This is a genomic window from Azohydromonas lata, from assembly GCF_034427735.1.
GTDB lineage: Bacteria > Pseudomonadota > Gammaproteobacteria > Burkholderiales > Burkholderiaceae_C > Azohydromonas > Azohydromonas lata.
Genome location: NZ_JAXOJX010000019.1, coordinates 20,963 through 35,737, shown reverse-complemented (window position 1 = coordinate 35,737; position 14,775 = coordinate 20,963). Strand labels below are relative to the sequence as shown.

Annotated in this window: 12 protein-coding genes; 9 read left to right on the top strand and 3 right to left on the bottom strand. The window is 64.7% G+C overall.

Going from position 1 to position 14,775, the window contains the following annotated elements:
- Positions 1 to 54 precede the first annotated feature (54 nt).
- The 9 genes from SM757_RS13060 to SM757_RS13020 all read left to right on the top strand — a co-directional run bounded on the left by SM757_RS13060 (position 55) and on the right by SM757_RS13020 (position 11,180).
- Positions 55 to 1,053, top strand: coding sequence for a GlxA family transcriptional regulator (locus SM757_RS13060; RefSeq protein WP_066342022.1), 999 nt, complete (start codon positions 55 to 57; stop codon positions 1,051 to 1,053).
- A gap of 64 nt (positions 1,054 to 1,117) precedes the next feature.
- Positions 1,118 to 1,630 (top strand): serine dehydratase beta chain, encoded by a 513-nt coding sequence (locus SM757_RS13055; protein WP_322465800.1) that lies wholly within the window; start codon positions 1,118 to 1,120, stop codon positions 1,628 to 1,630.
- A gap of 83 nt (positions 1,631 to 1,713) precedes the next feature.
- Positions 1,714 to 2,973 carry a serine hydroxymethyltransferase gene (gene glyA / locus SM757_RS13050; RefSeq protein ID WP_066342024.1) on the top strand — a complete coding sequence of 420 codons (1,260 nt, stop codon included), beginning with the start codon at positions 1,714 to 1,716 and terminating at the stop codon, positions 2,971 to 2,973.
- 532 nt (positions 2,974 to 3,505) lie between these two features.
- The gene (locus tag SM757_RS13045; protein WP_322465799.1) at positions 3,506 to 4,489 is read left to right on the top strand and encodes a porin; all 984 of its coding nucleotides are present in this window, start codon (positions 3,506 to 3,508) and stop codon (positions 4,487 to 4,489) included.
- A gap of 918 nt (positions 4,490 to 5,407) precedes the next feature.
- Positions 5,408 to 6,907, top strand: a complete 1,500-nt coding sequence (locus tag SM757_RS13040; RefSeq protein WP_066342026.1) for an aldehyde dehydrogenase — start codon at positions 5,408 to 5,410, stop codon at positions 6,905 to 6,907.
- Positions 6,908 to 7,004: 97 nt separating this feature from the next.
- Positions 7,005 to 8,294 carry a quaternary amine ABC transporter ATP-binding protein gene (locus tag SM757_RS13035; RefSeq protein ID WP_322465798.1) on the top strand — a complete coding sequence of 430 codons (1,290 nt, stop codon included), beginning with the start codon at positions 7,005 to 7,007 and terminating at the stop codon, positions 8,292 to 8,294.
- Positions 8,291 to 9,181 carry an ABC transporter permease gene (locus SM757_RS13030; protein ID WP_322465797.1) on the top strand — a complete coding sequence of 297 codons (891 nt, stop codon included), beginning with the start codon at positions 8,291 to 8,293 and terminating at the stop codon, positions 9,179 to 9,181. Before SM757_RS13035 ends, SM757_RS13030 begins: the two co-directional genes overlap by 4 nt.
- A gap of 46 nt (positions 9,182 to 9,227) precedes the next feature.
- Positions 9,228 to 10,112: a glycine betaine ABC transporter substrate-binding protein gene (locus tag SM757_RS13025; protein WP_322465796.1), complete on the top strand. Its 885-nt coding sequence runs from the start codon at positions 9,228 to 9,230 to the stop codon at positions 10,110 to 10,112.
- 144 nt (positions 10,113 to 10,256) lie between these two features.
- The gene (locus tag SM757_RS13020) at positions 10,257 to 11,180 is read left to right on the top strand and encodes a LysR substrate-binding domain-containing protein (protein WP_322465795.1); all 924 of its coding nucleotides are present in this window, start codon (positions 10,257 to 10,259) and stop codon (positions 11,178 to 11,180) included.
- Here the strand turns inward: SM757_RS13020 and SM757_RS13015 are convergent.
- From SM757_RS13015 to SM757_RS13005, 3 genes are read right to left on the bottom strand one after another with little or no spacing between them, the layout of a single operon-like run.
- Complete coding sequence (locus SM757_RS13015) at positions 11,177 to 12,274, bottom strand: DMT family transporter (protein ID WP_322465794.1); 1,098 nt, start codon at positions 12,272 to 12,274, stop codon at positions 11,177 to 11,179. The two genes, SM757_RS13020 and SM757_RS13015, sit on opposite strands and share 4 nt — an antisense overlap.
- Positions 12,275 to 12,323: 49 nt before the next feature.
- A complete protein-coding gene (locus SM757_RS13010; RefSeq protein ID WP_322465793.1) occupies positions 12,324 to 13,412 on the bottom strand; it encodes an FAD-binding oxidoreductase in 1,089 nt (362 codons plus the stop codon).
- A complete protein-coding gene (locus SM757_RS13005; protein WP_322465792.1) occupies positions 13,402 to 14,655 on the bottom strand; it encodes an aromatic ring-hydroxylating oxygenase subunit alpha in 1,254 nt (417 codons plus the stop codon). The genes SM757_RS13010 and SM757_RS13005 overlap by 11 nt, the downstream gene beginning before the upstream one ends.
- Positions 14,656 to 14,775 lie beyond the last annotated feature (120 nt).

Sequence of the window (14,775 nt, the reverse complement as noted above, 5' to 3'; positions counted from 1 at the left end):
AGACCCTCCAGGGCGCTTTTTGCGGCCGCTGGCCGCGCACGGGACACTTCGGCCATGAGATCAAACGCACGCCAAAAGGTTGAGCCCAAGCTGCGGGTGGGCTTCCTGCTCGCGCCCAAGTTCACGCTGACCGCCTTCGCGGGTTTCGTCGATGCGCTGCGCCTGGCGGCCGACGAGGGCGACCGCAGCCGCCCCCAGCTCGCCCGCTGGGCGGTGCTGGACACGGCGGACGGTCCCATCCTCTCCAGTTGCGGCACCAGCGTCGTGCCCAACGCGCCGCTGGAGTCGCCGCAGGACTACGACTACCTGGTCGTGGTCGGCGGCCTGCTGCATGGCGGGCAGCGCGTGCCGGCGCGGCTCACGGCCTTTTTGCAGGAGGCGGCGGCCAAGGGCGTGAAGCTCATCGGCCTGTGCACGGGCTCCTTCGTCCTGGCGCGCGCCGGGCTGCTGGACGGCTACCTCGCCTGCGTGAGCTGGTTCCACCGCGAGGAGTTCGTGGCCGAGTTCCCCGAGTGCCGCATCGTCTCCAACCAGATGTTCGTGGCCGACCGCGACCGCCTCACCTGCGCCGGCGGCACCAGCGTGGTCCACCTGGCCGCGCACCTCATAGAGCGCTCTATAGGCCGGGCCAGCGCTGTCAAGGCGCTGCGCATCATGATCGAGGAGCAGCCCCTGCCCTCGCGCACGCTGCAGCCGGAGGAAGTGGTGTCCGTGCGCTCCACCGACACCACGGTGCACAAGGCCATGCTGCTGCTGGAGCAGCAACTGCACTCGCCCGCGCCCATCGAGGAGCTGTGCGAGCCGCTGGGCATAGGCCGGCGCCAGCTGGAGCGGCGCTTCCAGCGCGACGTGGGCCTGAGCCCCGCCGAGTACCGCACCAAGCTGCGCCTGGAGCGCGCGCGCTGGCTGCTGCAGAACACCGACCTCGACGTCACCGAGGTGTCCTTCGAATGCGGCTTCCACGACGGCGCGAGCTTCTCCCGCTTCGTGCGCAAGGCCATGGGCATGAGCCCGCGCGAAGTGCGCCAGAGCGGGCGGGTGGAGGCGCGCTGAGGCGCGCGGCCAACGACCAGGCGGGCGCGTCGCATCGCGACAGCTTCATGTCGCAAACGGCAGCGTGCCGGCGCCCCCTGCGCCGCACGATGGGCCCTGCATCACTGGCTTCGCAGCCCAACCGCCATGCCGCTCTCCATCGCCTTGCAGGCCGGCTCGCCGGCCCCCGATCTGGTTCCTGATCCCGCCACCGCCGCGCCCATGGACGCGGCGCGCCGTTTCGCCCAAGCGCGGCGGCCTGCTGCAGCGCACGTGGCGCCTGAAATGCGAGCTTCACGGGCCGGCGGCTACGGCCATGGACCATGCCGTCATGCTGGGCCTGGAAGGGTTCGACATGGACCGGCTGGATGCGGGCTCCACCTCGCGGCTGCTGCGCCGCATCCAGGACAAGCGCGAAATCCGCCTGCTGGGCCAGCGCCGCATCGCCTTCGAGGCGCGCCGCCACATGACGCATGCAAGTGCCGCCGCGGGTTGCGCCCTGCGCCTGAGCGCCTTCGACCCCGCGGGCCAGTTGCTGCTGGACGAGCGCTTCGAAGTGCCGCCCGCGCGCCTGGCGCCCATGTCAGAAACGGCATAGCGGACGTCGCAAGCCGCAACGCGTGCGCGGCGCCCCCGCCAGAAGATGAGCTTTCTCGCCACACCACAACCTGGGCATCCACCATGTTCACCTACGCCAAGCAGACCCTCAAAGCCGTCGACCCCGACCTGTGGACCGTGGTCCAGCAGGAGCACCAGCGCCAGGAACAGCACATCGAGCTGATCGCCAGCGAGAACTACACCTCGCCGGCCGTGATGGCCGCGCAGGGCAGCCAGCTCACCAACAAGTACGCCGAGGGCTACCCGGGCCGCCGCTACTACGGCGGCTGCGAGTACGTGGACCTGGCCGAGCAGCTCGCGCTGGAGCGCGTGAAGCAGCTCTTCGGCGCCGACAAGCACGGCTGGGCCGCCAACGTGCAGCCCCACTCCGGCGCGCAGGCCAACGAGGCCGTGTTCATGGCCCTCATGAAGCCCGGCGATACCTTCATGGGCATGAACCTCGCCGAGGGCGGGCACCTGAGCCACGGCATGGCGCTCAACATGAGCGGCAAGTGGTTCAACGTCGTGAGTTACGGCCTCAACGAGCAGGAAGAGATCGACTACGACGCCATGGAGCGCAAGGCCCACGAGAGCCGCCCCAAGATCATCATCGCCGGGGCCTCGGCCTACGCGCTGCGCATCGACTTCGAGCGCTTCGCCCGCGTGGCCAAGGACGTCGGCGCGCTGCTCATGGTGGACATGGCCCACTACGCCGGCCTGATCGCCGCGGGCGAATATCCGAACCCTATCCCGCACGCCGACATCGTCACCAGCACCACGCACAAGAGCCTGCGCGGCCCGCGCGGCGGCATCATCCTCATGCGCCCCGAGCATGAGAAGGCCATCAACAGCGCCGTGTTCCCGGGCCTGCAGGGCGGTCCGCTCATGCACGTCATCGCCGCCAAGGCCGTGGCCTTCAAGGAGGCGCTGGAGCCCGACTTCCAGCGCTACCAGCGGCAAGTCGTGAAGAACGCAGCGGCGCTGGCGCAGACGCTGGTGGAGCGCGGCCTGCGCATCGTCAGCGGCCGCACCGAAAGCCACGTGATGCTGGTGGACCTGCGCCCCAAGGGCATCACCGGCAAGGCTGCCGAGGCGCTGCTGGGCCAGGCGCACATCACCGTCAACAAGAACGCCATTCCCAACGACCCGGAAAAGCCCATGGTCACCAGCGGCATCCGCCTGGGCTCGCCCGCCATGACCACGCGCGGCTTCAAGGAAGAAGAGGCCCGCAAGGTCGGCCACCTCATCGCCGACCTGCTGGACCACCCCAACGACCCCGCCACGCTGGCCGAGGTGCGCAACCAGGTGGCCCACCTCACGCGCGACTTCCCCGTCTACGCCTGACGCCACGGCGCGGGGCACGCGGGGGCCCTGCCGACGCGGGCGCCCGCGCCGGCAGGGTTTCCATCGAATTGCGACAACCTTGTCGCAATTCGCATAAAAACCGTCGCAATCCACATTGTTCGCGGCGCGCGAAGCCCCGATAAACCCACTCCATGCCTTACCAAAAATCAAAATTGCAGCTTCTGCGGCAAAAAGGTGAAAACCCTATTGTTCGCGACGTATAACTGTTCTACTATTTGTAGACAGAAGATTGAAACAGTATTCGAAAAGTCGTACAGCGTTGTCGCCCTGTGCGCGCTGATTCCCTAATTATTCACGGCCCTGTGCACCCATTCTCAGGGCATGCGCACGCCCGGGATTTTGCAGAATTTCACGCGGTTGTTTGAAGGGGCATGAATCGACCCGACGCCCCATGGACTTTGCCGCGGCAGATTGAACCGCTATTGAAATAGCGGCGACTTGTTATTCGTTGTTTTTCTCAAGTCAGCGGACAAGGGGTCCGCCAATAACCTGCCTGAAGGGGAAGTCATCCATGAAAACTACTGCGTGCAAACAACTGCTGTGCGCCTGTGCCGCCACGCTGCTGGCGCTTCCGGGCGCGCAGGCCCAGTCCAACGTCACGATCTCGGGCACGGTGGACATCGGCCTGTACCGCGACAGCCACACCCGTGTGACCAACGTCGGCCCCATCTCGCGCAGCTACCTCACCTTCAGCGGCACGGAGGACCTGGGCAACGGCATGACCGCCCTGTTTGTGCTCACCACCCGCTTCGAGCCGGACACGGGCACGCTGGAAAACACCAACAAGCCTTTCTTCCACGGCGAATCCACCGTCGGTCTCAAGGGCAGCTTCGGCACGATCAAGCTCGGCCGCCGCCTGGACGCCGTCAACAACCTCGATTGGCAATTCGACCCCTGGTACAACTTCGACCGCATCGCCTCGCCGGCCTGGGATACCTGGCACTACAACTTCCCGTCCGACCCGCGCGGCAACGGCACCAGCGCCGCCCCGTCCGCCGATTACGGCCGACTGAACAACGGCATCTTTTACGATTCGCCGACCTTCAACGGTTTTGCCGTGCATTTCAGCGGCTCGCCTGAAAAGGTGGATGGCGACAAGAATCGCGCCCTGGGCACGGCGCTGACCTATAACGGCGGCAATTTCTCCGCCCTGGGCGCGCACAGCAAGAACAGCGCCGGCCATACCGACAACCTGATCGGCGCCAAGGTGAGTTTCTCGCCCGTGACGGTGATGGCCGTCTACAACGTCAGCAAGACCGACACGTCCAAGGCCAAGGCATTTACCGCCGGCGTCGAATACAGCTTGGGCGCCACCACGCTCAAAGGCGGCTACGGCCAGGTGGACGTGGACGGCGTGAAGCAGGTCAAAATCGTGAGCGGCGGCGCTTTCTATTCGCTGTCCAAGCGCACCACGGTGTACGGCGAAATTGCCCACCGCAAGCGCCCGGACGATGCCTTCAATACCTACGGCGTGGGTATTTCGCACTCGTTCTGATTGATTTGCAGCTCGACTGGACGGTCGGGCAATTAAAGGCGCTTTGCGCGGCAGCACCCCCTGGGGGCTGCCGCGTTTTTTCGTTGGGCGTCCCGTCTTGCCGTCCAAGGGCCCGGGGCGCAGCGCCCAGGCGCGGCGGCGTGCCCGGCCCCGCCGTTGCCCCCGCAACCTGCACCGCAAGGGCGCATGACCAGGCCCCAAGACAGGGCCGCATGCACAGCCTTGAGACGCCCCCTCCAGGCGGGCCGGCCACACCCGCCAGCCCCGGGCACGAACCAGCCGCGGTGCCGCTTGGCGGCAACCCGTGAAGCCGTTGAAATCGCAACGACCAACACCGCGGTCCTGCATGCACACGATCGCCAGGAAGCCAAATTTTCCTTTTGTGCCGGGCATTTTCCCAAGATGCGGCATTTCGCGCCTGGGACCGATGGGCCGGCGGCCCAGGCCCCAAGCGCCTGGCCGAGCTTGGCACGGGGCTTGCGAAGTACCGGCACCCACAGCAGCAAAACGCCCCGCCCGTGAGCCTCCCCCGCACTGTCGCAATCCGTCTCGCCCGTGTCGCAATCGACCTCACACGGGCCGGCCTGCTGCATATCGTGGGCGCACCGTCCAACACGCGGCACAACCCGCCGCAAGCAGGCGTTCGCCCCCCGCTCTTCCCCCTGCCGGAACGCAACGCCTAGGACAAACCCCAGTAAAAAATTTTACCCTCCGGTCTACCATTTGTAGACAGTCAGTAGTGCAAATGTCGGAGGCAGCGAGCGAACCTGCGCAGCGCGAGCACACGAACAAACCGGCGAATTCGCTGCGCCGGCCCCGTCGATCTGAATTTCAACCGCGTCTTTCAACCTCGCCGTTCACGAGACGCACCCACGGCAGACCTTGCACTCACCCACCTGATCACACAGGAAGTTTGAAATGTCCGAATTGCTGACCAAGACCGCCTACCAGCAACTGGCCCAAGGGCTGAAGCTGCCGACCCAGGCCATCGTCAACGGCGAGCCCTACGTCGCCGCCTGCGGCGCGACCTTCTCCACCAGCAACCCGGCCACGGGGGAGGTGCTGGCCCAACTGCCCGCCTGCGACGCGCAGGACGTGGACGTGGCCGTTGCCGCCGCCCGCGCCGCCTTTGACGACGGCCGCTGGTCCAGGCAGCACCCCACCGCGCGCAAGCACGTGCTGCTGCGCCTGGCCGAGCTGATGGAGGCCAATGCCCACGAGCTGGCCGTGATGGAGAGCCTGGACAGCGGCAAGACGGTGTTCGACACCCAGACCGTGGACGTGCCCGAGACCATCCACTGCCTGCGCTGGCACGCCGAGGCGATCGACAAGATCTACGACCAGGTCGCGCCCGCGTCCAACCAGCACATGGCCATGGTCGTGCGCGAGCCCATCGGCGTGGTCGGCCTGGTGCTGCCGTGGAACTTCCCGCTGCTCATGCTGGCCTGGAAGATCGGCCCGGCGCTGGCCGCCGGCTGCTCGCTGGTGGTCAAGCCCGCCGCGGAAACCTCGCTGACCGCCCTGCGCGTGGCCCAACTGGCCCTGGAGGCCGGCGTGCCCGCGGGCGTGCTCAACGTCATCACGGGCTCCGGCTCCGCGGTGGGCGAGCCCATAGGCCGCCACATGGACGTGGACGCCGTCTCCTTCACCGGCTCCACCGCCACCGGCCGCCGCTTCCTGAAGTACGCCGCCGAGAGCAACCTCAAGGAAGTGGTGCTGGAGTTGGGCGGCAAGAACCCGTGCATCGTCATGGACGACGTGACGGACCTCGACGCCGTGGCCGCCCACATCGTCAACGGCAGCTTCTGGAACATGGGCCAGAACTGCTCGGCCATCTCCCGCCTCATCGTTCACAAGGACGTCAAGCAGGCGCTGCTGCAGAAGGTCTTCAAGCTTGCCGACGCCTGGCGCGTGGGCGACCCGCTGGACCCCGAGCACCGCGTCGGCCCGCTGGTCTCCCCCGCGCACTTCGCCAAGGTGAAGTCGTTCCTGGGCACGGGCGAGAAGGTGCTGTACGGCGGCAAGACCAGCGACGAGCGCTATGTGGAGCCCACCATCCTGGACATCGAGCACAACGGCGTGCGCCATGCCCGCGAGGAAATCTTCGGCCCCATCCTGGCCGTGCTCACGGTGGAGAGCCTCCAGGAGGCCGTTGCCATCGCAAACGACACCGAATACGGCCTGACCGCCTCGGTGTTCACCGCCAACGGCACGCGCGCCCTGCGCGCGGCCCGCGCCATCAAGGCCGGCACGGTGACCATCAATGCCTTCGGCGAAGGCGACTCCACCACCCCCTTCGGCGGCTACAAGCAGTCGGGCTTTGGCGGCCGCGACAAGTCGGTGCACGCGCACGACCAATACACCCAATTGAAGACGATCTGGCTGGATCTCACGGACAACGAAGCCGCCAACATTTGATTCGGCCCTGAATAACGACGGGGCGCCCAAACGCCCTGTCCAAGCCGACCCAATATCCAGATGGCATCGAGCAGCATCAAATCATGAGGATATGCCAATGAGTACGAGCCTGACATTCACGCAAAGCGCAGCGGTACATCCGGGTGCAGTCAAGGCGGCCGCCGCGTCGTCTGCAGCCAGATCTATCGCCGCCTCCGGCACCGAGTTGTTGCAGGTGAAAAACCTGTCCAAGATTTTCGGACCCAAGCCTGAGCGCGCCTTGGAATTGATGCGCCAGGGCATGGGCCGCAACGACATTTTTGCCGAGACCGGCAACATGGTCGCGGTGGAAAATGTCAGCCTCTCCGTGCGTGCCGGCGAGATTTTCGTCGTCATGGGCCTTTCAGGCTCAGGCAAATCCACCCTCGTGCGCCTGTTGAACCGCCTGATCGAGCCCACGGCCGGCCAGGTGATTCTCGATGGCCGCGATATTGCGCCCATGTCGGCCGCCGAATTGCAGGCCGTGCGCCGCCAGAAAATGGCCATGGTGTTCCAGTCCTTCGCGCTGCTGCCCAACCGCAACGTGCTGGACAACGTCGCCTACGGCCTGGAAGTGGCCGGCATGAAAAAGGCCGAGCGCTACGGCATCGCCCAGACCGCCCTGGCCCGCGTGGGTTTGGATTCCTACGCCAAGCTGCTGCCCAGCGAATTGTCCGGCGGCATGCAGCAGCGCGTGGGCCTGGCCCGTGCGCTGGCCGTCAACCCTTCCGTGCTGCTGATGGACGAGGCATTTTCCGCGCTGGACCCGCTCATCCGCTCGGAAATGCAAAACGAGCTGCTGCGCCTGCAAAAGGAAGAGCAGCGCACCATCGTCTTCATCTCCCACGATATTGACGAGGCCATCAAGATCGGCGGCCGCATCGGCATCATGAAGGACGGCCGCCTGATTCAGGTCGGCACGCCCTCGGAATTGATCCAGTCCCCGGCCGACGATTTCGTCCGTGATTTCTTCCGCAACGTGGACGTGTCGCGCTTCCTCAAGGCGTCCAATATTTTGACGCGCGTGGAACGCAACACCTTCACCTGCAACCCCGGCGCACCGGCCTCCCGCTATCTGAACCAGATGATTGACGGTGCCATGGAGTGTGCCTACGTCTGCGACGAATCCGGCAAATACCAGGGTTGCGTCACTCAAAATTCACTGCACCAGGCCGGCTCCGGTTCCATGCAGGAGGCATTCCTGGCCGACGCCGGTGCAGTATCGCTGGATTCCGATTTGCATCAGCTCGCCGATATTGCCCTGGGCCAGACGCACGACGTCCCGGTCATCGACACCTTTGGCCGCCTGGCCGGCGTGGTGTCCTGCCGCACGATTCTCAAGCAAGTGATGGAACGGAGAATGGCATGAACTCGACTTCCTCCGCGATCGGCCAATTCGCCGAACAGTTTGTCAATTTCCTGATCACCCATTTCGGAAGCTGGTTCGATGCCTTTTCGGCCGGACTGAGCAGCGTGGTCAGACTGCTGGAACAGGGACTGGCCGCCATTCCCTTCTACGTGATGCTGGGTGCCTTCGTGGCCCTGGCGCTGTGGCGGCGCGGGCCGGTATTTTCCATTTTCGTGGGCCTGGCCCTGGGCGCCATCAATTACATGGGGCTGTGGAACCAGACGGTTTCCACCTTGGCCCTGGTGATTGCAGCCACGGTGCTGAGCCTGGCCGTTGGCGTGCCGCTGGGTATTTGGGGTGCGAAAAACGAGCGCGTGGGCGTCGTCATGCGCTCCGGCCTGGATTTCATGCAAACCATGCCGGCTTTCGTGTACCTGATTCCGGCCGTGATTTTGTTCGGCCTGGGCCAGGTGCCTGCCGTGCTGGCGACCATCGTGTTTTCCATGCCGCCCGTCGTCCGCCTGACCACGCTGGGTATTCGCCAGGTGCGCCCCGAATTGCTGGAAGCCGGCCGATCCTTCGGCAGCACCGAGTGGCAAATGCTCTGGAAAATCCAGTTGCCCAACGCCCTGCCCTCCATCATGGCCGGCGTCAATCAAACCATCATGATGGCGCTGTCCATGGTGGTGGTGGCGTCCATGATTGGTGCCGGTGGCCTGGGTGAATATGTGCTCAGCGGCATCCAGCGCCTGGATATCGGCATCGGCTTCGAAGGCGGCTTGGGCGTCGTGCTGCTGGCCATCATTCTGGACCGCCTGACCGAGAGTTTTGGCGTCAGGAAGGCCAAGAAGGCCAAGCCCACCGCGTCCAAGGCCAAGAGCCCTTTGAGCCGCGCATTCCGTACCTGATCCCCAAACCCGATTTTGAGTTTCACCACACGAAGGAGAGGTCACCATGAGCACAAGCTCCATCAAATCCTGCATCGCAACGCTGACGTTTTCAGCCGTTGCCCTGGGTGCCGGCACCGGCACGGCGGTTGCGGCGGAACCGATGAAAATCGGCTACACCAATTGGGCGGATGTCATGGCGGTCGTGCACGTTGCCAAATACGTGCTGGAAACCAAGCTCAAGCAACCGGTGCAATTGGTGAACGCCGATATCGGCATTCAATACCAGGGCGTGGCCCGCGGCAGCCTGGAAGTGATGATGGGCGGCTGGCTGCCCGTGACGCACGCCACCTACTACGAGAAGTACAAGTCCGAAATGGATGACGTGGGCGTCCTCTACACGGGCGGCAAGAACGGCTGGGCCGTGCCTGCCTACGTGCCGGAGTCCGAGGTCTCCTCCATTGCCGACCTGGCCAAGCCGGAAGTGAAGGCCAAGTTCAACGGCACCGTGCAGGGTATCGAGCCCGGCAGCGGCGTGATGCGTGCCGCCGAGGCGACGATGAAGGCATACGACCTGGGCGCCGCCGGCTACAAACTCCAGTCCGCCAGCGAGGCCGGCATGCTGGCCACCATTTCCCGCGCCTACCCGCAAAAGCAATGGGTGGTGGCCACGGTATGGAGCCCGCATTGGCTGTTCCAGAAGTGGAATATGCGCTACCTGAAGGACCCCAAAGGCAGCCAGGGTGGCGAGGAGCAAATCCACGCCTTCGGTTCCAAGCAATTTGCGTCCAAGTTTCCCCAGGCCTACGCTTTCGTGAAAAACTTCAAGCTGGATTTGGCTGACGTTGAAAGCATCGAAGCCGAAGGCTACAGCACCAACAATTACGAGGCTGCCGCCAAGAAGTTCGTGGACAACCATCCGGAAAAGGTCAAGGCCTGGCTGCCCCAGTAATTTGATCTGATCACCGCGAGCTTTTGACAAAGGCTGCCCGGCCCGGCTCACTTGAGCAGGGGCGGGCAGCCTAATTCTGTTTTTGCAAGGAATATGTACGCTGCGGGATGAGGTTCCGGCAGGTTTGATGGAACAGTTAAACGCATGAGAATGCCCACGCAGCCCGCCAAAGGGTACCGGCGCCTTTTTCCGTCGCTGATGGCGCTGGTTCAATTCGAGGCCGTGGCCCGGCTTCAAAGCTTTACCGAGGCTGCGGCCGAATTGGGCGTGACCCAGGCGGCGGTGAGCAAGCAGATCAAGATGCTGGAAGAATCGGTGGGTGCGGCCTTGTTCGTCCGGCAATATCGTTCCATCGCCTTGACGCACGAGGGCAAGGCTTTGTCCGTGGCCATGTCCGGCGCCCTGCAAGGGATTGCCAGCGTTTACGATGAGCTGGCGCAAGGCCATTTCGAGCAGGAAATCATTCTCGCCTCCACGGCTGCCCTCACCCATTTTTGGCTGCTGCCCAATCTGGCGACGCTGCGCGCCATGAATCCGGCCATCAAGTTGCGGTTGACCACGCAGATGTTCAATGCCGACCTGCGGCGCAATGAGTTTGATGTGGCCGTGCGCTGGGGGCACGGCCAATGGCAGGACGGAACATCGATCTTCCTGTTCAAGGACGAAGCCTTTCCCGTCTGCTCGCCCGCCTGGCTGGCCGCCCATCCGCAGCCCATCACCACGGAAAACCTGGCCTCGCAGCCCTTGATCGATTACGACGCCACGTCCGAGGACTGGATGAATTGGGACAAGTGGTTCAAGCATTTGGGGTTTCACAGGCCGCGCCTGAATTGCAGCTTGCGCTGCACGCTTTTCAACGATGCGGTGCAAGCCGCCTTGCATGGCCAAGGCATCACGCTGGGCTGGCGGGCCTTGATCCAGGACGATTTGGCCGCGGGCCGCCTGGTCCGCATCACCCAGGCCACCGTCCAGCCTTCGGAAAGCTATTACGCGGTGATTGCACCGGGCAATGAGAATCGGCCCGTCGTGCAAACGCTGCTGCAGTGGATCAGGCAAGGCCTTGATTAGGCCGCCTTTCGCGGCGCCAAAACCCGCGCCTGCACCTGGGTGTCCTGCCCGGCTGCCCCGCGTTTTCTCAGCGCGCTCCACACGCCGCTGCCCATGATCAGCAGGCCACCCCAAACCGCCGGTTTGTCTGGAATTTCTCCGAAAGCCAGCCAGCCTCCCAAGGCAGCGAAAACCAGTTGGCAATACAGGAATGGCGTTAGCGCGGAGGCCATGGTCCTGCTGTAGGCCAGCACCAGCAATTGGTGGCCGACGGCGGAACACGTGGCGATCAGGATAATCAGCGCACCCCAGGGAAATGCGGGCCAACCGGCCCAAACCATGGGCAGCAACAAGCTCAGTGCCGTGAAACCCGTGACGCTGGTGTAGAAAAAGACCGAATCGGTGGATTCCGTCTTGACGATCACGCCGGTCACGGCCTGGAAGGCCGTATACGTCAGCAGGAACCCAATGGGCAGCAATATCGCGGCATCCCACGGCCGCAAACCGGGGCGAACCACGCACAGCACCCCTGCCAACCCCAAGGCCAGCAAACCCCATTGCAGGCGGTCCACGGGCTCGTCCAGCGATTTGGCGGCAAATACCGTCATCAATACCGGCATCAGCATGACGATGGCCGTGACTTCGCCCACGGGCAGGTATTTGAAGATGAGCACGGAGAATGCATTGCAGCACAGCAGGATCAAGGCCCTGCAGACATGCAGGACGGGCCGGCGGGTTTGCCAAACCTTGCCCTGCACATGCCGCTGGTGGTTCAAGCCCATCCAGATCATTTGAATGGCATAGCGCACCCAGAGGATCAAAACCAGGGGCACACTGGCGCTGATCAGTTTGGAGCCCGTGTCGTAGGCGGCAAACAGCGCCATCGACAACAGCACACAGATGACGCCCTGGTCATGGCGGTCCAGTTTTTTCATGCAACAGCCTTTTGCTTCACGCCGAAATTCGAATCCATTTTTCAGGGTGAAGTTTTCGACGGGCAGGCTGTGAGCGTCAATGCGCTTTATTTTCCAGGCGGCATGACTCCAGGTTATGCGGCTTGTGAAAACCTGTGCCGGCCTGCGCGGTGCGGCCCAATGAAAAGCGGCGCCGTTCATCACGGCGCCGCCTGGTGGGGAATGGAAACTGAAAAGCCGCGGTGGCGGTTCAGCGGTCTATGACCAGATCGCTCAACGGCTTGGAGCAGCAGGGCAGGAAGAACCCCACGTCCACCTCGCGCTGGCGAATGCCGCCGTTGTGCTTCATGTCCACCGAGCCGGACACCAGTTTCGACTTGCAGGTGCCGCACAGCCCGTTGCTGCAGGAGGACGGCAGCCGCACGCCGGCCTGGCGGGCGGCAGCGAGCACGGATTGCCCGGCGCCCACGGCAATGCACTTGTCCTGCTTGGCGAAGCTGACCTTGAACGTGGCCTCGGCCGCGGCGGCTGCCGCCGGAGCGGCCACCTCCTCGTCCAGCACCGCGGCATCAAAGCTCTCCTCGAAGTAGCGCCCGGCCGGCACGCCCAGCGCCAGCGCCAGCTCGCGCACCGCCTTCATGAAGGGCGCCGGGCCGCAGCACATCACCGTGCGCTGCGCCAGGTCAGGCACCGCCACTTTCAAAAGCGCCTCCGACACGCGCCCCGTCACGCCCGTGTAGCCCGGCTCGTCGCCCGCCCTCTCGGGCAGGAACAGCAGCCGGAAGTTGGGCGTGGTCTTGGCGCGGTAGAGCAGCTCGTCGCGGAACACCAGGTCCGCCGGCGTGCGCGCCGCGTGCAGGAACACGACGTCCGGGTGGCGCCGCGCATCGGCCAGGGCGCGCACCATGGACATCACGGGCGTGATGCCGGAGCCGCCGGACACCAGCAGCAGCGGGGCGTCCGCCTGCGCCGGCAAGGTGAACGTGCCGGAGGCGCCGGTGGCGCGCAGCGTGCTGCCGGGGGCCAGGTGGTCGTGCAGCCAGTTCGACACCTTGCCGCCCTCCACCCGCTTGACGGTGATGGCGATGGCGCGCGGCATCAGCGGCGAGGAGGAGACGCTGTAGCAGCGGCTGTGCGCCTCGCCGTCAATGTCCAGCTCGAACAGGAAGTACTGCCCCGCCGTGAAGCTGAAGTAGCGCTCCTCGCGGGCGCGCAAGGTGAAGGTCTTGACGTCGTGCGTCTCGGCGCGCACATCCACGCACACGAGGTCCTGGTCGGCCTCGCGGTTCCAGTACGCGCCCGGGGCGCAGGAAATGGGCCATGCCAGCTCAGTAGCCATGGGCCTGCATCCGCTGGACGTACCAAGAGGCGAAGTTGTCGAGCTGCTTCTCGGTGTGGGGCGAGTAGACGCCCGGCTCGTAGGCGGGATCCTGCACGCCGGCCTGGGAGCGGGCGACGAGGTCGGCGTCCTGGTCGGTGGTGGCGATCCACACGTCGGTCAGCCTGTTCAGGTCGTAGTCCACGCCTTCCCGGGCGTCCTTGTGCACCAGCCACTTGGTGCGCACCAGCGTGGTGTCGGCCGTCAGCGGGATGACCATGGCGCTGACCACGTGGTCGCCCATGAAGTGGTTCCAGCCGTTGTGGCCCCATAGGTGCGTGTCGCCCAGGTCCTTGCGCGTCATGCTGCCCATGAGCTTGGCGCAGGCGGCCTTGCCGTCAGGCGTCTGCGATTCGCCGCCGCCGTTGATGGCCAGGCGCTGGGTGCGGAAGTTGGTTTCGCAGTCGATCACGCGCTCGACGTGGGAGGACTTGAAGCCTTCCGCCTCCCAGCGCTTTTCGCGGGCGATGCGGTCGGCCACGTGCTGCTCGGCACGCGCGCGCTCCTCGGCGCTCATGGCGGCGGGGTCGAAGCCGAAGTCCAGGTCGAAGAAGGTCACGCACAGCTCCGGGTGGCTGCCCACGCAGTGGTAGCACTCGCGGTTGTTCTCCATGGTGAGCTTCCAGTTGCCCTTCTCGATGACGTCCACCTGGTGCGCCACCTTGGCGTCGCGCAGGCCGTAGGGGGCCAGGCGCTCCTCCATCACGTCCTGCAGCACGGCGATGTCCTTGGGCGGGTTCTCGCCCAGGCAGACGTAGAGCAGCCCGCCGACGTTGCGCACGGCCACGGGCTTCAGGCTGCGGCAGGACTTGTCAAAGTCCACGCCCATGTGCGGCGCGTGGATCAGCTCGCCCGTGGGCTCGTAGGTCCACTGGTGGTAGGGGCACACCAGCTTGGAGATGACGGTGGCGCCGGCGTCGAGGATGCGCGCGCCGCGGTGGCGGCAGGTGTTGTGGAAGGCGCGCACCTGGCCGTCGTCGTCGCGCAGCAGGATCAGCCCGGCCTTGCCGATGTCCAGCACCTGCGCGTCGCCCGGCTCGGGAATTTCACATTCCAGCCCAACCAAGATCCAGTGGTTCTGGAAGAACACCTGCATGTCGGCCTCGAACACGTCAGGCCGCGTGTAGAGCCCCGCCGGCAGCGCGTGATGGGGACGGCGTGAAGACAGCAGCGAAGAGAGGGAGGGCAGCGTGGCGGTGGACACGGTCAAGTGCTCCTTTTGAATGACTTGAAGTCATGATAGGAGCCGACATTTACCCGTTCAACGGCATTTTGATTTATGTCTAGCATGACTTAAAGTCATGCAAACAGGCTGATCCGGGAT